The organism is Amphibacillus jilinensis Y1, from assembly GCF_000306965.1.
Classification (GTDB): domain Bacteria; phylum Bacillota; class Bacilli; order Bacillales; family Amphibacillaceae; genus Amphibacillus_C; species Amphibacillus_C jilinensis.
The window spans coordinates 1,117,194-1,138,067 of sequence record NZ_JH976434.1 but is presented as its reverse complement, the minus strand read 5'-3'; the positions used below and the strand labels follow the sequence as shown (position 1 = coordinate 1,138,067).

Here is a 20,874-nt window from a genome sequence, read left to right as displayed (position 1 = left end):
GATTTCACTTAATTGTGCATAAATGGGGGATTCTTATGGATCGAGTAAAGCGTTTGTATAGGTATGAAGGTTTGCTAAAGGCTGTTGAATTTTTCACGCAGCGTTTTAATACAGAGCAAATTACAGAATTTGCTTTTGAATTTTCAAATGAAATTTTAACATTAAATGCATCTGCGTTATTTATAAAAAGTAACGATGCGTATGTTTTAAAGTACAACAGGTTATATCCGTTTGATGAATGTATAATTCCAGATTCTACAGAGCTACGTCATTTTCCAGCTCACTTTGGTAATATTGTTGTCGATAACTTTGATGCGTTTTTTTCAAAGCAAATCATAGAGCAGTTTAATATCAAATTGGTTATTCCGCTTATGGTTGACAATTACATGGTTGGTTTTATTTTAACTAATGGAAAAGTTGTTGATGATTTTAAGAAAGATGATTACATCATTGCAGATGCTTTGATGCGTTTAATTAACAATTCATTGGAAAATTGCAACTATTTTGCTGAATTGAAAGAATCGAATGCTAAATTAGATCAGAAGAATTTCGACTTGTTTGCAATTAATCAAAATACGAAAGTGATGTTATCTGAAGTGACTTTGGAAAAACTCTACACGATAGCCACGGAAGTATTTAGTGAAGTATCAGGTAGTAGGGTGACTTCTTTTGGTATATATGATGCTGTTACTGAAGTCATAAAAATCAAGGGTTACCGTGACGTTACTAATTATCAAAAATACTATACAGAAATAGAGTTAGTTGACACACGTTATAGAGGTGAACCGATTGTCTTGCATATTGAGCGAGATGCCAATATCATTCAAAAACTTTTCGTTAATTATGAGGTGTTTCAGCAATTAAATGCAAAGTATATTGTGCTTATTGTAAAAGAGGAAATTTTGGGTTTGGTAACATTAGGCCAACCATTAAATAAAGAAGATTACGATCCATCGCTGTTTGAATTAATTGAATCATTAGCAGGTTCTACTTATATAGCAATTAATAATGCAATGATGTTTGATGAGCTTGCCATTCAAAAACAAAAGATTGATAGGAAGTTTAAGGTTTTATCTAGTCTAAACAAATTGGTAAGAAATATTAACCATTGCCGAACGATCGAGGAATTAACTCACCTAACAGCTAAGACATTACAACTTTACTTTGGGGTTAAAAAAATGTTTTTTGCTTTTCAACAAGAAGGGCAGTATAAAATAACAAGTAGTATAGGGTTAGAAGCTGATGAGCAGCTATTCCTGATCAATGATCAATGGGAAGATACCTTTAGCGGAGAGACGTTATATGGTTTTTCAGAGGGAGCTATCAAGAAGTATTTCAATGAGGAGATGCAAAAGCTAGTTAATGAAACAAATTGCGTAGTCATATCACCTATATTAACATCTAAAGGCCTTGACGATTCAATGGTAATGGAAGATAATCCACTGCCTTTTGGTTTTTTAATTGTGTTAGAAGCCAAAGATAGTTTAAAGGAAGAGGAAGTTTTACTTATTGATACCATAACGAAAAATATTTCTCCAATCATCTATCAAATTGACCAAAACAGTAAAATTAAACAGTATTACACGCTTAATGAAAGAGAAAAATTTTTAGAAGACGTTGAGAATAAACTACATGCTTTAAAGGAATATCAAGTGCCCTTTTTTGTTTATTATAAAAGAACAAATAGTGGTCCATTTAATCATGAGCATCAGCAGCAACAGGCGTTGGTGGGATGTCAAAACTATCAATTTAATGGGTATGAATTTATGTTATCTGATCATGAAATAAACAGTAAGGAATGGCATAGCATAGCTAATGTTGAACAGAAAGAGGATATATTAAACTTTAGTTTTTAATGTCATTACTTGTTAAATATCAAACTAAACGAGCTTGTAGCACAAGCTCGTTTTTTACTGCTAGTCTTTGAAAACCTCTGGCTATACGGATGCCATAGAGCTACTACCCACCTCAATAGATTTTCTATTTTGAGGTTTAAGAATCAATTTGCCACAAACGATTCGAATCATTGTAGTACTAACAATAATCTTATGCTGTTATCAGTTTATTTTTGTCTTACTAACATGTCTTCGTCATTTCTTCTGCTAACAAAGTATTTCCATTCTATAAATGCAATAATACTAATCTCATTTTCTCCCCTTGTCTGCCATATAACGCTCACCCAAGTTAAAAAACTAAATGACTGTTTTCGTTCATTAAAATGCATGATATGCCTCTATTAAATCCAAAATGTAAACTTTCGTTCATTTCATTGAACTAAATAGATCATGGTGCTACAATGACATTGTCATGGTAAGCGCTTACCAAATTGAGATAGGAGGGGTGATATGCAAATATCATCGGTGTTAGATAAACAAAATATTGTCTTTGATTTAACGATTAAGACAAAGGAAGAATTGTTTAATAATCTAGCTCTAAGCCTTGAAAATAATGGATGTATAACAAGTGCAAGACGTTTTATAAAAGATTTAAAAAAGCGAGAAAAAGAAGCTTCTACAGGTGTTGAGGAAGGCTTTGGTATTCCACATGCGAAATCAAAGGCTGTAATAAAACCAACGATCGCTTTCGCTCATGTAGATGAGCTGACGGACTACTTGGCTTTAGACGGATCACGTGTTGAGTGTGTTTTTATGATTGCTGTTCCTGATCAGGCTAATAATACGCATCTCGAGCTGCTTAGCTTCTTAGCAAGAAAGTTAATGGATGATCAGTTTAAGGCGAGCATCAAGATGGCCAAAGATGCAGAAGAAATACGCTCTATTTTAACAAGCTTAGGAGGCGAATAAGATGAAAATCATTGGTGTTACGGCATGTCCGACCGGTATCGCCCATACTTATATGGCGGCAGAAAAGTTGCAAAAAGCGGCAGAAGCGGAGGGACATCAAGTCAAAATTGAAACTCAGGGCGCTAAAACGGAGAATGTATTGACAGAGCAAGAAATTAAAGAAGCAGATGTCGTTATCCTCGCGGTTGATAAAGGGATTGATCTAAGTCGCTTTGCGGGGAAAACGATTAAGAAGGTGTCAACATCTAAAGCGATCAAAGATCCCATTACTATTCTAGAAGAGGCGATCAGAGGGGAAGGCACGTTTCAATCCAGTAAAGATACGGAAGAGAATAGCTCAGTATCTAGTCATAAAAAGGGGTTGTATAGTCATTTTATGAATGGTGTCAATTACATGCTTCCATTTGTAATTGCTGGTGGTATTCTTATTGCAATTAGTTTTGCTTTTGGAATTGAAGCATCTGATCCCGACAGCGGGAAATATAATGTCATTGCCGGTGCACTATCACAAATTGGTGGTGGTACAGCATTTGCCCTAATGGTGCCTGCTCTAGCGGCGGGGATAGCTTCGTCAATTGCTGGGCGAGCAGGCTTTGCTCCAGGTTTAATAGCGGGAACGTTAGCAGCGGCTGGCGGATCGGGATTTCTGGGAGGGATGATCGGTGGAATTCTAGCAGGCTATGTAACTGATTTTACGGCAACTAAAATACATGTTAAGCAATCAATCTCAGCTATTTTCCAATTAATTGTTGTGCCGTTAATCTCGATTACTATTGTTGGAATGGCGATGGTTTTCCTCATTGACACACCAATTTCATGGGTATTAAATGGGCTGACTGAATTTTTAAATGGTTTAGGCGAGACTTCTGGATTGATGTTTGGCTTACTGATTGGGGTTATGATGGCAGCGGATATGGGGGGGCCGATAAATAAGGCTATTTCGACCTTTTCAATTGGACTCATGTCAGCTGGTGTTAATGCACCTATTGCAGCGTGTATGATGGCGGGTATGACACCGCCACTAGGACTTGCTTTAGCAACAGTAATATTTAAAAACAAGTTTACATTGGAAGAAAAAACATCTGGTAAGTCTTGTTGGGTATTAGGTGCCTCATATATTACAGAAGGTGCTATCCCATTTGCAGTAGCTGATCCAATTCGGGTAATTCCTAGCTTAATGGTAGGCTCAGCAGTAGCAGCCTCTATTTCTATGGCTGCTGGTGTAACGTCTATGGCCCCACATGGTGGTGTGTGGGTGATGTTCATACCTAATGTTATTAATAACTTGCCTATGTATCTGTTAGCTTTAGTTGTAGGTACATTAGTGACAGCAGTAATGATTGGGCTACTTAAAAAACCAATAAAGCAAGAAGCATTAACAAATACAATATAGAATAAGAAGGGATTGTTTAAATTGCTATATACAATGAAAGCACTACTACAGGTAGCTAAAGCTCATAAATTTGCAGTGCCAGCCTTTAATATTTGTAGCTATGATATGCTAAAAGCAATAATGGAGGAGGTAGAGGCGCAAAATGCACCAGTGATTCTTGAAATCCATCCAGATGAAATAGAGTATTTAGGTGATGCTTTTGTTGCCACTGTAAAAGCATATGCATACCAAAGTAAGGTTCCGGTTGTTATTCATATGGATCATGGTGGTACCCTTGGTGACGTGATGCGTGCCATTCGTAATGGCTATACCTCTGTGATGATTGATGCCTCCCTTGCTGACTATGAAGATAACGTAGCTTTGACAAGTCAGGTTGTCGAGCTTGCCCATAAGGTAGGTGTTTCAGTCGAAGCTGAATTGGGTACTATTGGTAATAACGGAGACTCCTATGAAGGCGGATCTGATACAATTATTTATACTGATCCCGACCAGGCTGTTGATTTTGTCAATCGAACTGGCATCGATACGCTTGCGGTGGCTATTGGCACGGCCCATGGTCTTTACCCGAAGGAGGTTAAGCCGGAGTTGAACCTAACGTTACTAAAAGATTTAAGTGAACGTATAGATATTCCATTTGTTTTACACGGAGGGTCTGGAAATCCTGATGCTGAGGTTAGTGAGGCTGTAAAATATGGGGTAGGTAAAGTAAATCTGTCATCTGATTTAAAAAGTGTATTTTTTGATGAAGTACGACGTTTATTGCTTGAAAACCCTAGTGTTTACGAGCCCAATCAAGTCTATCCATCGGCAAATAATAAAGTAAAAGAGGTTGTTAAACACAAGCTTACAATTCTTAATACGATTGGTAAAGCAGATTTGTATTAAATAAGATCAGGCGTGGACAAAATGTCCATGCCTTTAATCAATTGGAGGGGTTAGAATGGTTACAGCAATTCAAAGGGAAAGGCAAGATAAAATTGTTAATCACTTAAAGGCAGAGAATTTTATGAAGACAATCGATTTAGTTGATTTACTTAATTATAGTGAAGCAACAATTAAACGGGACTTAATTGAGCTAGAGAATAAAGGGCTTATTCGACGGACTAGAGGTGGAGCTGTAATTATTGATCGTCAGAAGATTGATATCCCCTATCTGATGAAAGTAGACAAGTTTAATGATGAGAAGAATAAAGAGCGGATGGCAAAAATCGCTGAGACATTAATAGAAGATGACATGAGCTTATTTATTGATTCTAGTAGTACAGCCTTGCACCTTGTTAACCAATTAAATCGATTTAACGGGCTAAAGGTCATTACAAATGGTGTAATTACGGCTAGTTTATTATCAGAGTACACATCTGCAGATGTCAACATACTTGGCGGTTCCATCGTACCTAAGCGCTTCACTGTGAATGGCTCAAAAGCGTTCAACGATGCTTTAAGCTATCATGTCGATCTTGCATTTGTTTCATGTCGGGGATTTGATTTTACTGTGGGTGCAACTGAAATTACGGAAGGAGAAGCACTGATTAAGCAAGCCTTTCATAAACGCTCGAAGGAACTCGTTTTAATGGTAACAAGTGATAAGTTTAACCAGAAATATTTAAATCAGAGCCTAAATTGTGCGGATGTAGATTACATGATCATTGATCGTTCATTATCGGAGTCAGAGCTAGAGAAGCTTCAACACCATAAAATTGAGGTGCTTTATTAAGCTTTTGATGAGTAATGCGGTCAATATAACGATTACATAGCACATAATGGGTGCAGCCATTTCCCTTTTAATGGATATTTTAGTTAGGCGGGGTAACGGGGGTATTCAATTGCAATGCAAACCACCAGTACAATAATTAATGGTTTGCATTGTGTTCATAGCTGCCATGAAGTACTTGAAAAAGTTTATCTGTGCTTACTTTGAAAAGTCGAGGTCAATTGTCTAGATGTTTAGTAACCTTCGGGTTTTTAAAAAGCAGTAGCTTGACTCGTTTCCAGCTCTATTAAGGCATGGTCGATTTGGTGAAATATCAATAGTAATAGGCTTATCCATGTATGCTTCTCAAACTCTTGAAGATATTATGAATATTAGAAGGTTTAAGTGGATTAAAGCGCTGGCTATGCCAAGTCACCCCAAACGGGGGACTTGGACGGCGTTATCGATATGATTATTTTCTTGCCTTACTCACTCTCAACTTTTTGCCTTTAATCGTCGTATTCTCCATTGCTTGCATAACAATCGACCCTTTTCCATTTAGGATCTCAACATAGGTCATTTGCTCATGGATGGTTATAATCCCGATATCCTCTGCGGTGATGCCAGGGATTTTTGCGATGGTGCCGACAAAATCAACGGCACGAAGTTTTTTCTTTTTCCCTCCGTTGAAATGCAACTTCAAAATATCCTGATTCATTCGGGCTGTTTTATTATTTTTTACAATCCGCTTGCTACGCTGTTTTTCCTCAAAAGCATCCTTGTTGCTCACTACTTCTGAATGAGCTGGTGGCTCCATAGTGGGAAGCGCAAAGTTAATATAGTTCTCAATCTCTCTAATAAATTTCCCTTCATAAGGGGTGGCAAACGTGATTGCCCTTCCCTTGTTGCCTGCTCGTCCGGTTCTGCCTGTTCGGTGTACATAGGCATCAGTCTCCAATGGAACATCATAGTTAATCACAAGGGAGACATCATCAACATCAATCCCTCTCGCAGCAACATCTGTTGCAATAAGATATCGAAAGCTTCCTGATTTGAAGCCATCCATAACAGCAAAACGTTTTTCTTGCTCAAGTCCACCATGGAGTTTCTGGCAAGCGTAGCCAGCTTGATCCAATTCACTATAGACGCTATCAACGTTTTCTTTCGTTCGACAGAAAATTAAGCAACTATCTGGATTTTCGATAACCGTCAAGTCTTTAAGGAGTGGAATCTTGTCTCCTTCTTTCACTTCAATCAAGGCGTGTTCAATCGTATCAGCGGTAATCCCTGTTGATGCAATCTCGATATGGGAAGGTTCATGCATATAGTCATGGCATAGCTTTTTAATATCTTCAGGGAAGGTTGCCGAAAACACCATCGTCACACGACTGGAGGGGAGCTCATTAATAATGGCTTCAACTTGATCGATAAACCCACGATTAAGCATCTCATCTGCTTCGTCAATGATCAAATACTTTATGTGTTCTAGTGGCAACGTGTCGCGATCGATATGATCGAGCACGCGTCCGGGCGTTCCAACAACAACGTGCGTCTTTTGTTTTAGCGCATCCTGTTGGGGTTTAAAAGGTTCTCTTCCATAGATGGCCAATGCTTTCACTCGCTTAAATCTGCCAATATTCGTTATATCTTCACGAACTTGTACCGCAAGCTCTCGTGTCGGGGTAAGGATTAAGACCTGCGGTTTATTTTCAAGCCATTCAACCTTGTCGGCAATAGGAATACCAAAGGCTGCAGTTTTTCCGCTCCCTGTCTGTGCTTTGACGACGAGGTCTTTATTTTCTAATGCTAAAGGAATTACCTGGCTTTGCACTTCTGTAGGGGTGTTGTACTTTAGCAACATTAATGCTTGTTTTATCTCGTCACTTACCTGATAATCGGCAAAACTTTTTTCACTCATTATTCAACCTCTTTTTTGTTTTAGTTATATGCATAGGATGTTGTCCACAAATGATTCTATACATGACCTGAATATAGCTTATTATACTTGAAAGTAAGAAAAAAATCGGCTTATTCTTTATTTTTTAAATTAATGAGAGAACATTCTTGAAAGATTGATTACCAAAAACGCTGTAATGTAGTAATGTATGGGTATAATGTGGTATCGTTACCACCTTATTTTCACTAACTAAGCAGGATATTAAAAGAAACTAAAAAAACCGTTAAAATAGCAATGTTAAGAAATGTTTGTATAAGATCAATAATATTTAAAATCAACTTAATATAGAAAACAAGGAGTGACATAATAATTTTATGAAAACGATTGACATAAAAAAATAAGTAGGTTAACATACGTTATGTAAGCACTTACAAAAGGGAGGGTTTAATTAATATGAAGAAAAAAATGATTTGGATTGTAGGATTGTTATTCGTTCTTTTATTAGTGGCTTGTGGGGATTCAAATGATGACGGAGGCTCTTCTGATGATACAGAGCAAGCAGCAAGTAGTGACGTTGAAATTTCTATTTTACTAACGAAGCCCGAGATCACTGAGCAGTTTGATCAAGTTGTTGCTGATTTCACTGAAGAAACTGGTGTTAAGGTTACCGTAATCCCTTTAGGTGGCCAGGTCGTACTGGAGAGAATGACGACATTGTATGCCTCGGGTAATGCTCCGACCATTACATTAGCTAATATGGAAATTGACGAATTCAAAGATAGCCTGCTCGATTTATCAGAGGAGCCATGGATTGATACGGTAGATGAAGATTATTATGCACGTGTAAATTATGATGGTAAAGTATTAGGTCAACCATTAGGCGTTGAAGGTTTTGGTTTTATTTATAATAAAGAAGTCCTAGATGAAGCAACGGGTGGTTTTGACCCACAAACTGTCAAAACGACAGATGATCTTAAAGGTTTATTTGAACAAATAGATGCATTAGACGGTGTGGATGCGTTAACTGTGTCACCAATGGATTGGTCATTAGGCGCGCACCTCACCAATGCGATGTTTGCTAGTCAGTCATCTGACAGAGATGAGCGGCATCAGTTTTTACAAGATACTTTAAATGGAGAAATAACTTTTACTGAAAATGATATTTTTAATGGCTGGGTAGACACCATCGATATCATGAAAGAATTTAATAAACATAAGCGTGCACCATTGGCTCCGTCTTATGATGATGCACCGTTAGAATTAGCAAGTGGAGACGTAGGTCTATGGTTTATGGGTAACTGGGCTTATCCGCAAATACAAGCAGTTAATCCTGATGGGGAGTTCGGATTTTTGCCTGTGCCAATTAGTAATGATGCATCTGATTTCGGAAACAGTCATATTTCAGTAGGTGCACCTTCGTTTTGGGCAGTTGATGCTGAGCAAGCGAGTGAAGAAGAGCAAGAAGCTGCTAAAGAATTTTTAAATTGGTTAGTTTCTTCAGAGACCGGAAAAGATCATTATGTGAACACATTAAATTTAATTCCAGTATCAGATAATTTTGATATGGCACCTGAAGATCCTCTTTCACAAGATATAGTAAATTATATGGATAATGATAATACACTAGAGTTTATTGTTAGCTATTATCCTTCAGATGCAATGAATGTCATGGGTGCTAGTCTAGAAAAATATCTAGCTGATGGAATTGATAGAGCTGATTTAGCGGAAGAATTTGAGGCGTATTGGTCTTCGGTAGATTCAGAATAAAATATAACATTGGGGTGAGCGTCATTTGGCTTGTCCCAATGTTCCTGTTTTAAATGGTCGTTCAGACTATTGTGCAATGACTTGTAGCAATAGTAGCAGTAGTAAAGGTGCTAAAAGCGTAATAGAAATTAATCTTTTGGAGGTATCATTTCAAGTTAAAAAAATAAATACTATAAAATTATTGGAGGAAGTGTTATGTATCATGAAAAGAAAATTTCCGAAAGGTTAAAAGTTTTTGGGCTTTTTGGTTTTATTCCATTATTAGTATTCTTTCTTGTTATGATTGTTCCTTTTGTTATAGGTATCTTAATGACAGTAACAACGTGGACAGGTTTGACAGGCTCATTATTTGAATTTATTGGATTTAAAAATTTTATAAACGCTTTTTCTGATCCTAACTTTGGAAGTAGTTTAGTCGCTACATTTAAATATGTTGTTTACACGTTAGTGTTAACAAATGTATTAGGGTTCGGGCTTGCTTTGCTTGTGACACAAGGTAGAAAAGGGCAAGAGTTTTTCAAACTAAGCTTTTTCACACCTAATTTAATTGGTGGAATTATTTTAGGTTTTATTTGGCAGTTTATTTTTTCTAGAGCTTTTGTAAGTGTAGGAGTTGAATTGGGTTGGGGGATTTTTTCTGTATCATGGCTAGCTAATCCCGAAACAGCTTTATGGACGTTAATCATTGTCAGTGTGTGGCAAAGCTCGGGATACATGATGTTGATTTATATCGCTGGTTTAATGGGAATCGACAAGTCATTGATGGAAGCTTCACTATTAGATGGAGCGAGCGCTTTTAAACAGTTGGTTAAAGTGAAAATCCCATTAATGATCCCATCTTTTACCATAAGTCTCTTCTTGACGTTGCAGAGAAGTTTCCTTGTTTATGATACAAACTTATCGCTCACAGACGGTGGACCTTTCCGATCTACTGAATTAATTGCTATGCACATATATCAAGAGGCCTTTACTTATCAACGGTTTGGTGAAGGTCAAGCGAAGGCTTTGGTGTTATTTATTATTGTTGCGTTAATAGCTGTTACACAGGTAGGGATTATGAAGAAAATGGAGGTTGAAGCCTAATGAAATCGAAAAAAATTAAATCTCTACTCTATTATTTGTTATCCCTCTTTTTATTTTTAGCATTTGTTTTTCCATTTATCATCATTATCATAAATTCTTTCAAGGATAATTTGTCTGTTGTTAGAAATCCATTAGCATTACCGGAAGTGTTTAGCTTTAGTAACTATATTCAAGCGTTTAATGCAATGAACTTTATTTCAGCATTAAAAAATTCATTAATTGTAACGATTGGATCATCTTTATTAATTATTGTATTTTCATCGATGTTGGCTTATTTTCTTGTTCGATGGAAGTGGAAGGTAAATAGGTTTATTTTCTTATTATTAGTGATGTCGATGATTATTCCGTTTCAATCTTTAATGATTCCTTTTGTTTCGATTTATGGAAGGTTAGGGCTGCTGGATAGTAAGTATGTGCTTATGTTTTATTACTTGGGTTTTGGTTTAAGTCTAGCAACATTTATCTATCATGGGTTTATTAAAAATATTCCATTTGAACTTGAAGAAGCCGCGATTATTGACGGAGCCTCGAGATTACAAGTGTTTTGGAAAGTCATCTTCCCTATTTTAAAACCGATTACATCAACGGTTTTAATCCTAGATGTGTTATGGATTTGGAATGACTTTTTATTGCCATCGTTAGTATTAGTTTCAGCAGAGGAACGAACGATTCCTTTGTCGACATTTTCATTCTTTGGAACCTATACCAACAATTACGGATTAGCAATGGCGGGTCTTGTTCTTGCGATTATTCCGATCATTATATTCTTTCTTATCTTGCAAAAACATATTGTGCGTGGTGTTGTTGAAGGAGCAATTAAATAAATGTGAATTTGAAAATGAAAGGGTGTCATTCGGTTAGCAAAGAAATGGTGTTAGAGATTTCAGAGTGGTATTGATTAAACAGGCAATAGAATATATCCAATTTAAAGTACGTGCTTATTGTCCATATATTTCTAATCTTTCATTAGAAATGTTATAATAAAACGTTGAAGTTAACAACAATACGTGAGTCAATCTAGTTAAATGATAATCGTTTTGTCTATCATTATCTAACTATGTTGGCATTATAATAATTAAAACCTTTCTTGTTAGCTTAAGTATGGGCTAGCAACACAAATTATAATACACCGGGTATGACACGTCCTGGTGAAAAATGATGGTAATCAATAGACACGAGGAGAATGGCAATGACGAGCATTAAGGATGTAGCTAAGAAGGCAGGCGTATCTGTTACAACCGTTTCTAGGGTTATTAATAATCGAGGCTATATTGGAAAAGAAACGCGTAAAAAAGTAGAAACTGCTATGAAAAACCTTAATTATCAACCCAATCAAATAGCAAGATCGTTACAGAACAGTAAAACGACATTTATCGGTGTCATTGTACCGGATTCAAGCCACCCCTTTTTTTCTGAAGTCATAAAATATATTGAGATTAATGCAAATGAAAATGGGTTTAAGACAATCATTTGTAATTCTCTAGATGACTATGAAAAAGAAAAAAGCTATATTGATATGCTTAAAGCAAATCGGATTGCGGGAATAATTATGTGTGGTCAAACGCTAGAAGTGTCACATTACGAAAGCTTAAATTTTCCGATTGTTACCTTTGATAGAATTATATCGAATATCCCTTATGTAGGTTCGGACAATTATCTTGGTGGTGTATTGGCAACGCGACATCTAATAGACAAAGGATGCAAGAGGCTGTTGCATATTTCTGGTCCGTTTAAAAGGGATATGTTATCGAATCGTCGCGGAAGCGCATTCAGTATAACGTGTAAAGAAAATGACATTCCCTATAAAATTATTGAAAATAAAAATAATTTCTTTGGAATATATAAATATGATGATTTGTATGCGTTTATTAAAAAAGAAGTAGGACCTTATATAAATGAATTTGACGGTGTATTTTGTAGTGATGATTTGCTTGCCTATGTATTGTATGCGTGGGCTACAAATAATGGTGTTGCGATCCCCGATCAGCTAAAAATTGTCGGCTATGACTATCATGGCTTTACGCGTTTATTACAAACACCAAAACTCACTACAATTAGTCAACCAACGGATCAAATTGGGCATGTTCTCTCTTCGACTTTGATTGATTTAATTTTGGAGAACGAGGATGTTAGCACCATTCAGAATAAGGTGGTAAATGTTGAACTGATCAAAGGAAGTACCACATAGGTATTACTTAACTAGATCAAATCATGAAAATAATGAATGCGCTTTATGTAAAGCTATGCAAAGTGTGTTACAACGGAGCAGTAACTCTCCGCATGTGCATGTGGTAACGATTAACATGTTTGGTTGTGTGCATTGTTGGTTTTTCTCTCATAGGCATAAAAAGACACCTGTTAAAGACATACACGTGTAGTTGATTAAGGATAAATAAACTTAATTTTTCAGATTGTTATTAAGCAGGGTACACTAAGCACCTTTAGCAAAATTAAATATAATTTGAGTGCATGATAAGGAGAAAAAATGTTAAATTTTGAAGATAAAATTAACTTTACTAATAAAAAAAATGATGTATTAGCGATTGGTGAATTATTAGTTGATATGATTTCTACAGACTACGGTGATAATTTTGAGAGTAATCAATACAGTAGGTTTTTTGGTGGGTCACCATCTAATATTGCGATAAATACGAGAAGACTAGGCATTAATTCAACTGCGGTAGCGGCTGTTGGGAAAGACGGGCTTGGCGATTTTTTAATTAATTATTTAACCGAAGTACAATTAGATCCTTCATTTATCCAACAGGTAAATCACGCAACAAGTATGGTGCTAATAACCAAAAGCAAAGATACGCCCGTACCTATCTTTTACAGAGGGGCAGATTACTATTTAGACTATAGTGAACAATTGGCTAGGTTAATCCAGGATTCAAAAATATTGCACTTCTCCAGTTGGCCGATTTCAAGAAACCCAGCACGTCATACCATCGAAAAATGTATAAAAGTTGCAAAGCAAAACGGTCTCTTGATTTGTTTTGATCCGAATTATCACCCTAAGCTGTTCTCTAGGCAAGAAGATGGTCCGGCATATGTAAAATCGATTATCCAACATGTTGATATTATTAAACCGTCGGAGGATGATGCGGAGCGACTGTTTGGTCAGGATAAACATGAAAATCAAGTTAGAAAATTTCTAGATTTAGGGGCGAAATTGGTCATTATGACTTTAGGGAAAGAGGGTGCACTTGTCTCAAACGGAAGAGAGACGGTTAAGTTTAGTAGTTATGCTTCAAATGTCGTGGATGCAACAGGTGCAGGAGATGCTTTTTGGTCGGGTTTCTATGCTGCTTTAATCAAAGGTTATTTATTAAAAGAAGCGCTAGAATTTGGGCATGCTGTTAGTGCATATAAATTAAAGGCTGTTGGTGGAGTGGTTGACTTGCCTAAACTAGAAGCTATTAAAGAAATCTATAAATTATAAAAGGAGGGACTTGGAATGGCATTAAAAAATCAAGTGCAATTAATTACTTATCCAGATTCATTTGGAGGGGATTTGCCAACATTAAATCAGTTGTTAACAACCTATTTCTCGGATATTTTTAAAGGCGGTGTCCATATTTTACCCCCATATCCTTCTTCAGGTGATAGAGGTTTTGCACCTCTGACCTATTTGGAGATTGATAAAACATTCGGTGGGTGGAAAGATATAAAGGAAATTGGAAAGAACTTCGATGTTTTACTTGATCTAATGGTTAATCATATATCACAAAAATCAGCCTACTTTCAAGATTTCTTGGAAAAAGGTGATCAATCAGACTACGCCAATTTATTTATTACTTTAGATAAGTTATGGGAAGATGGTCAGCCGAGAAAAGAAGACATTGATAAAATGTTCCTTAGAAGGAAAGTACCTTATTCCACATTTCAAATTAAATCGACTGGTGAGGATGTTAAGGTTTGGACCACATTTGGTCGCGAAACACCATCTGAACAAATTGATTTGGATGTGCATTCTGAGATATTTAAAAGCTTGATAAAAACATTCTTTGAAAATTTTAGTAAGCATAATGTCAAGATAGTAAGATTAGATGCGATCGGCTATATTATTAAAAAAATAGGCACAAGTGGCTTTTTTGTTGAACCAGAAATCTATACATTTTTAGATTGGATAAAACAATTAGCAGATTCATTAGATATTGCTTTATTGCCTGAAGTACATGCGCATTATTCAATTCAGTATAAACTGGCTAAACACGGCTTTTGGATTTACGATTTTATATTACCTTACACGGTACTTGATACTTTAATTAACCGCAATAGTGAAGGACTGTACGATTATTTGAAAGATCGTCCAGCTAATCAATTTACGATGTTAGATTGTCATGATGGTGTCCCCGTTAAGCCTGACATGGATGACTTGATTGATACCAAAGAGGCAAAGACGTTAGTCGATCACTGTTTAGCTAAAGGCGCGAATTTAAGTTATATTTTATCAGATGAGCATAAAGCTGATGATGGTTTTGATGTCCATCAAATTAGAGGGTCGTACTACTCGTTATTGAATAGCGATGATGACGCATATTTAGCTGCACGAGCTATTCAATTTTTTGTGCCAGGTATTCCTCAAGTTTATTATGTGACATTATTGGCCGAAGAAAATGACACTGAGAAAGTAGCGCAAACTGGTGAAGGGCGAGAGATTAATAGGCATAATTTTACCACGGTAGACATAGAACAAGCATTAGAGAAAGAAGTTGTGCAACGGTTATTGAAACTAATAAGGTTTAGAAATGAATATCCCGCATTTAATGGGACATTTAGCATGATGGATGTCGAAAACGATTGGGTTCAGCTTTCTTGGGAACAAGGGGATAGCTTCTGTACGTTACTAATTGATCTTAAGACATATAAAACGCAAATAAATTACATTGATGAAAACAATCAGAACGTGACATTAATTGTGTGATCGCTGGTGCTATTGATGTTATTAACTTAAATGAATAAGGAGTGTTTTAAACATGGCTTTACTACAAGTAAGTTATTTTTCAGATGCTATGCAAAGAGAAGTTACCTTTAATGCACTTATTCCAAAGGATATGAGAAAAGAAGCTGGGCAGAAAGTGAACGACCATCATGCAATGAAGTCTCTATATCTTTTACATGGTTATTCTGGTAGCTTCACAGATTGGTTAACTTATGCAAATGTCAGAGAACTGTCGGAGAGGTACCAGATTGCTATATTTATGCCTTCGGGTGAAAATCACTTCTATATCGACGATACCGATAAAAAGAATTTGTATGGCGAATACATCGGAGCGGAATTAGTTGAATACACGAGAGGTATGTTTCCGATCTCTGATCAAAAGGAAGATACCTTTATTGGTGGTTTATCAATGGGCGGCTATGGTGCGATTCGAAATGGATTAAAATATCCAGAAAATTTCGGGAAAATTATTGCGCTTTCCTCAGCCCTGATCACATATAATATACAAAATGCTAGCCCTGATTATGCTGATGGTGTCGCTGATTATCAATACTTCACAAGAGTCTTCGGTGATCTTACGAAACTTAAAGGTAGCGATAAAGACCCTGAGGCGTTATTCTCTCAATTAAAGAAAGAAAATAAAACGATCCCACACATTTATATGGCATGTGGAAGTGAAGATTTTCTCTTAGATGTCAACCATAAATTGCGTGATTTTCTAAATAGTGAAAATAGTGATTTTACCTATGTTGAAGCACCTGGTGAACATAGTTGGACATTTTGGAATACCTACATTGAAAAGGCGCTGGCGTGGGCGCTTCAATAGGTGAAGGCGACTCCTCGTATCATCTTGTATTAGAAATGTTACTTTGGCGATTCAGCTGATGCAAGGACAAGTAAAGATGAATTAACTAACAGGAGAGCTGTTGATTCGCTAGTGAATAAAGTAATCTTGTCATAAGCGAACAGCGCCAAGAAGACCACTTGCATTGTTTTAGTGGTCTTCTTTCACATGATCTGTTACTTCATTTCTTTCAATTGTTCACCGAGACTACCACCAGGGTGATAGAGGTGAAAGTCTGCATGCTTAAATTCCTTTAGCTTTGATAAGGTTGCCGCCAGCGCATCACCTAGTGCTAACGCAAGTGTTGCACTGGTTGTCGGTGCGAGGTTAAGGTGATCGGCTTCCTGTTCATACTGATAAAGCAGGAGGTAATCACAGCTGACAGCTAAAGCTGATGCTTGCTTGGAAGTAAAAGCAATTCGTTTCGCCCCAATCCGCTTCAATGAGGGTAGTAATGCGAGTACTTCTTTTGTTTCGCCACTATTTGAAATTAAGATAACGATATCTTGTGATTCAACCATGCCTAAATCACCGTGTACACCCTCTGATGCGTGGACAAAAAATGCAGGCGTACCCATGCTGGATAAAGATGCGGCTATTTTCTTCCCCACATGACCGGATTTGCCTATTCCGGTAACAATCACTTTACCTTTTGTTTGGGCGAGCACCTCTACGACTTTGATAAAGGTATGGTTGAGTTGACTTGCTAGTGTCCTTACCGCTTGTGATTCAATATCTAAAACGCGTCGTGCTTCCTCAATAATGTCCATTTTTGGTCCCCCTTTTTAATAGAGCTCAAGCGTTGCTTCGAAATTTTTAATATATTGTAAAACCTCTTCTGTCGAGTGTGCGGTTGCTAAGGTGCTAATAAATTCTTCAGAGGAAATGAGTTGCACAAATGACGACATGGCGGTTAAGTGAGATTCCTTGTCTTTAGCAGCTAGGCAAAAAATATAGTTGACGGGATCATTCTTTTCATTGCCAAAGATCACTGGTTCCGCCAATACCGTTAAGCTCATACAGGGCTTATTGACACCGTATTCCGATTTAGCATGGGGCATGGCGATATTTGGTGCGATGACCAGGTAGGAACTGTCTAACGCTAAGGATTCCATCATTTTTCCGATATAAGCTTCCGTAATTGTTCCTGATTGCAGAAGGGGTTGCGCTGCCTTTTCAACAGCCTCCCACTTGTTTTTAGCTAAGACATCAAGCTGCAAGTAGTCGGGTTGAATGAGGTCAGTCAGTGTCAATTTTTCTTTGCTTGGTTTGTCAACAATAGGTGTCTCAATAAATGACTGCTTTAGCTCATCTTCAGCTGCTTCTAAATCTGCTTCAGGCACGTATCTTTTAATAATATTAAATACATGTGTATAATTCGGATAATGATAGGCTATTTGATGTAATTTATAGTATACTTCCTGTTTTAAGCGCATGGCATCAATATCCGTCATGATTGGACTAACAAAGAAAAATGGCTTTTTCACATTGAAGTAGTGTCCCTCAGTAGAGGTGGTAAAGATAACATCAACTTGATCCAACACATCATCAAGCTTTAAATAGTCGATCGGCTCTAAGAAAAAAATCTCTGGAAAAATTGCCTTTAGTTGTGAATACAGTAGCATTGAGCTGCCAATTCCATTTGGACAAATAATAATGGCCGTTTTTTTACGATGATATTTTTGTTCGAAATTATCAATGATTGAAGCGAAATGCAATGTTAGAAACGCAATTTCATCATCTGGAATAGGCATATTTAAATGGTCACTGATCGTCTTGAGTGAAGCTTTGACAAGCAAAAACAGACTATTATATTTCCTCCTGATTTCTTCCTTCAATGGATTAATCACCGGTAGATTAAACAACAAGCGATAATAAGTCGGCTGAAAGTGTATATAAATTTGTGAACAGACAAATTGATGATTTTCCACCACAATACCTGATAAGGCTTCAAAGCGATCAAGCATTCGCTCAACAAGCTGTAAAATTTCAAGTTGTTTCTTACTATGGGCTTCCTTAACACCAGTGGAGAACCCGAGTAGACAGGAACAAATATAGAGGACGGCTTCCTCTTTTTCAATATCAGAATGCTTTAAGAGCTGCTTAGCAAACGTGTATTCTGGTGTATCTTTGATTTCGTGATAGTTTGCTAATGCTATCGGAATGAATGTGGAGTCATCCTTTAATCGCTCGCGTAAAAAAATATAAATGTAAGTAAATTCAATCATTCGATTTTCTACAAAAGTGAGCTGTACGCTTTTTGACAGCTCTACGATAGCCTCCAGCATCTCAGGAAAACTTATCATGTGATTGCTCTCAATGAAAAAGTCTAAAAATCGTCTGTTCGTTTCTTCAGAAAAATAGCGCAAAACAATGCAAAGCATGTAGTGACGAATGGTTTTTTCCTCACCTGATAAATAGTAGCCCGACTTTCTGTTATATTCAAGCGCTATTCCGTAGTCGGTTAACAAGGCTTTTAAAGCATTTATGTCTTTAAAGACAGTCGACTTACTCACCTGAAGTCCAGAGATAAAATGCTCGACAGATAGATAGCCAGAATGGGAGAAAATCATTAAATATAAAAAGTCAACCCGCTCTTGATTGCTAAGAAAGTAGTTCGCAATCACGGTTTTCTTCTTGGTATTTAACATTTTCAAAAGAAATGCATAGGTTTCAGAGTCGACGCTGACTTGATCACCGTTAAAGCGAATCGGCTGAAGGTGTTGACTTTTTACCCAATCATTAATTTTATCCATACTGTATTCAAGCTGTCGCTTTGTCAATTTACACTTTTGCATTAATTCTTGTTTCAACACATAAGTTGATGCTAATAAAATTTTAATGATTTGCATGGATCGTTCATCTAACAATCGCCTTCACCTCCAGTGCGCTAAGCTTCGTTATAATGATCGCGCCAGATCACGCTTTTCGATTAACGTGCGGGCATGCGTTAAAATATCATCATAGCTACCCTTTGTTAATAGTGACCCGACACCTAAGCATTCAACCCCTGTTTCAAACCACGTGTGACAGTTTTCAAGTGTGACACCACCCGACGAGAGCAAAGGTGCATATGGGAGCGGGGTTTTAATGGTTTTAATAAATGATGGCCCGAAATACTCGGCAATTGGAAAAACTTTAATATGTGATGCCCCATACTCAAGTGCTTCAACCATCTCACTCGTAGAGGTGCACCCAGGTGCATACGGGATCTGATAGCGATTGCACAGCAACGCCACCTCTTTTTTGAAGTTAGGTGCAATAACAAATTGTGCGCCTGACAGGATGGCGTGTCGAGCCGTCTCACTATCAAGCACAGTTCCTGCGCCAATAATTAATGGACTATGATTGAATTCCTCTTTTAAATAAGCGATAATATCACCAGCATTTGCGTGTGTATAACTGATCTCTAGAATGTTCACACCACCATCTAAGCACGCTTGGGCGATCTCTTTAGCACGTGCGTGAGTACGAACTCTGACAATTGCCATAATACCCGTTTGATTAATCTTGGTAACCACTTCAGCACGGTTCAATTTCAATTCCTCCTTTACAGTATCGCATGGTCTCGGTAATATTCAAGCATGTTTTCAATAGCATTTAGCACGGCATCGTTCGGCATCAGCACGGGCTTGCACGTCTGACCAACTGGTAAACCTGATGCATTCAGTGTCGCTTTTAGTACACTGGGAACCGTACCTCGCTTTAACAAGGTACGCAAGGGTTCAATAGACGCTTGATAATGAGAGGCTTTTTCCAAGTCAGCTTTATGCCAATATTGAAAGATATTCAAAACAGCGTCAGTTAGTAGGTTGGACGTAGCAGAAACCGCCCCAGCCCCGCCCATTTGGAGTAGCTTCAATATGTTTGCGTCTGAGCCTGATAGGACATGAAAGTCGGTACATTTTTTGGTAGCTTCTAAATATTTTCCCATGTTATCGAGATCGCCACTACTATCCTTGATGGCAATGATGTTATTGATCTCAGTAAGGACCTTGACTGTTTCAGGCTCAATGTTAACCCCTGTTTTACTCGGCATATTATAAAGGACAATCGGAATTTGCACCGCTTGTGCTACTGTTGTGTAATGATGAATAAGTTCCGTTTGCGTTGGTGGCATAAAGTAGGGCGTAATGACTGATAGGGCATCTGCGCCAAGCTGTTCTGCTTGTTTTGCCATGATGACCGTTTCCTTCGTTGAATTCTCACCCACACCTACATATACGGGAACTCTGCTATTAACATGTGTCATAACTAGCTTAGTAAATGTGCATTTTGTATCTCTATTTAGAGCATGTCCCTCCCCGTTTGTCCCTAAAATGAATAAACCATGGACTTGTTTATTAATAAGATGATCAATTAATTGTTTCGTTTTGTCATGGTCAATTTGCTCTTCTTGATCAAGAGGTGTGACCATTGCTGTAATAATACCAGTGCAATTCATCGTCTAA

Annotated in this window: 17 protein-coding genes; 12 read left to right on the top strand and 5 right to left on the bottom strand. The window is 37.3% G+C overall.

All coding sequences use genetic code 11. The features are described 5' to 3' along the window. Positions 1–35 precede the first annotated feature (35 nt). The 5 genes from B494_RS0105820 (at position 36) to B494_RS0105795 (ending at position 5,911) form a co-directional block, all read left to right on the top strand. A complete protein-coding gene (locus B494_RS0105820; protein ID WP_017471437.1) occupies positions 36–1,856 on the top strand; it encodes a GAF domain-containing protein in 1,821 nt (606 codons plus the stop codon). Positions 1,857–2,345: 489 nt separating this feature from the next. Then, on the top strand, positions 2,346–2,804 hold the full coding sequence (locus B494_RS0105810) for a PTS sugar transporter subunit IIA (protein WP_017471435.1): 459 nt from the start codon (positions 2,346–2,348) through the stop codon (positions 2,802–2,804). Position 2,805: 1 nt separating this feature from the next. Continuing rightward, positions 2,806–4,197, top strand: a complete 1,392-nt coding sequence (locus B494_RS0105805; protein ID WP_017471434.1) for a PTS fructose transporter subunit IIC — start codon at positions 2,806–2,808, stop codon at positions 4,195–4,197. 21 nt (positions 4,198–4,218) lie between these two features. After that, on the top strand, positions 4,219–5,082 hold the full coding sequence (locus B494_RS0105800) for a ketose-bisphosphate aldolase (protein WP_026065163.1): 864 nt from the start codon (positions 4,219–4,221) through the stop codon (positions 5,080–5,082). 55 nt (positions 5,083–5,137) lie between these two features. Beyond that, on the top strand, positions 5,138–5,911 hold the full coding sequence (locus B494_RS0105795) for a DeoR/GlpR family DNA-binding transcription regulator (RefSeq protein WP_017471432.1): 774 nt from the start codon (positions 5,138–5,140) through the stop codon (positions 5,909–5,911). Between the two features lie 448 nt (positions 5,912–6,359). Here the strand turns inward: B494_RS0105795 and B494_RS0105790 are convergent, their stop codons facing one another. Continuing rightward, positions 6,360–7,805, bottom strand: a complete 1,446-nt coding sequence (locus B494_RS0105790; RefSeq protein ID WP_017471431.1) for a DEAD/DEAH box helicase — start codon at positions 7,803–7,805, stop codon at positions 6,360–6,362. 432 nt (positions 7,806–8,237) lie between these two features. Between B494_RS0105790 and B494_RS0105785 the strand changes: the two genes are divergently transcribed. From B494_RS0105785 to B494_RS0105755, 7 genes are all read left to right on the top strand, one after another. Beyond that, a complete protein-coding gene (locus tag B494_RS0105785; RefSeq protein WP_017471430.1) occupies positions 8,238–9,551 on the top strand; it encodes an ABC transporter substrate-binding protein in 1,314 nt (437 codons plus the stop codon). A 195-nt stretch (positions 9,552–9,746) separates the two neighbouring features. Beyond that, positions 9,747–10,634: a carbohydrate ABC transporter permease gene (locus B494_RS0105780; protein ID WP_017471429.1), complete on the top strand. Its 888-nt coding sequence runs from the start codon at positions 9,747–9,749 to the stop codon at positions 10,632–10,634. Next, a complete protein-coding gene (locus B494_RS0105775; protein WP_017471428.1) occupies positions 10,634–11,458 on the top strand; it encodes a carbohydrate ABC transporter permease in 825 nt (274 codons plus the stop codon). The genes B494_RS0105780 and B494_RS0105775 overlap by 1 nt, the downstream gene beginning before the upstream one ends. A 365-nt stretch (positions 11,459–11,823) precedes the next feature. Continuing rightward, on the top strand, positions 11,824–12,822 hold the full coding sequence (locus B494_RS0105770; protein ID WP_017471427.1) for a LacI family DNA-binding transcriptional regulator: 999 nt from the start codon (positions 11,824–11,826) through the stop codon (positions 12,820–12,822). A 297-nt stretch (positions 12,823–13,119) separates the two neighbouring features. After that, on the top strand, positions 13,120–14,076 hold the full coding sequence (locus B494_RS0105765; RefSeq protein ID WP_017471426.1) for a carbohydrate kinase family protein: 957 nt from the start codon (positions 13,120–13,122) through the stop codon (positions 14,074–14,076). Positions 14,077–14,091: 15 nt separating this feature from the next. Further along, entirely contained in the window at positions 14,092–15,561 is a 1,470-nt protein-coding gene (gtfA, locus tag B494_RS0105760; RefSeq protein WP_017471425.1) for a sucrose phosphorylase, read from the top strand. Between the two features lie 52 nt (positions 15,562–15,613). Further along, complete coding sequence (locus tag B494_RS0105755; protein WP_017471424.1) at positions 15,614–16,405, top strand: alpha/beta hydrolase; 792 nt, start codon at positions 15,614–15,616, stop codon at positions 16,403–16,405. A gap of 194 nt (positions 16,406–16,599) precedes the next feature. Here B494_RS0105755 and B494_RS0105750 read toward each other — a convergent pair whose 3' ends face one another. From B494_RS0105750 to dapA, 4 genes are read right to left on the bottom strand one after another with little or no spacing between them, the layout of a single operon-like run. Then, a complete protein-coding gene (locus B494_RS0105750) occupies positions 16,600–17,193 on the bottom strand; it encodes a KpsF/GutQ family sugar-phosphate isomerase (RefSeq protein WP_017471423.1) in 594 nt (197 codons plus the stop codon). A 15-nt stretch (positions 17,194–17,208) separates the two neighbouring features. After that, complete coding sequence (locus B494_RS0105745; RefSeq protein ID WP_017471422.1) at positions 17,209–19,293, bottom strand: BglG family transcription antiterminator; 2,085 nt, start codon at positions 19,291–19,293, stop codon at positions 17,209–17,211. A gap of 30 nt (positions 19,294–19,323) precedes the next feature. Further along, the gene (locus tag B494_RS0105740) at positions 19,324–19,959 is read right to left on the bottom strand and encodes a beta/alpha barrel domain-containing protein (protein ID WP_017471421.1); all 636 of its coding nucleotides are present in this window, start codon (positions 19,957–19,959) and stop codon (positions 19,324–19,326) included. Between the two features lie 14 nt (positions 19,960–19,973). Continuing rightward, positions 19,974–20,867 (bottom strand): 4-hydroxy-tetrahydrodipicolinate synthase, encoded by an 894-nt coding sequence (gene dapA / locus B494_RS0105735; protein ID WP_017471420.1) that lies wholly within the window; start codon positions 20,865–20,867, stop codon positions 19,974–19,976. Between the last annotated feature and the right edge of the window lie 7 nt (positions 20,868–20,874).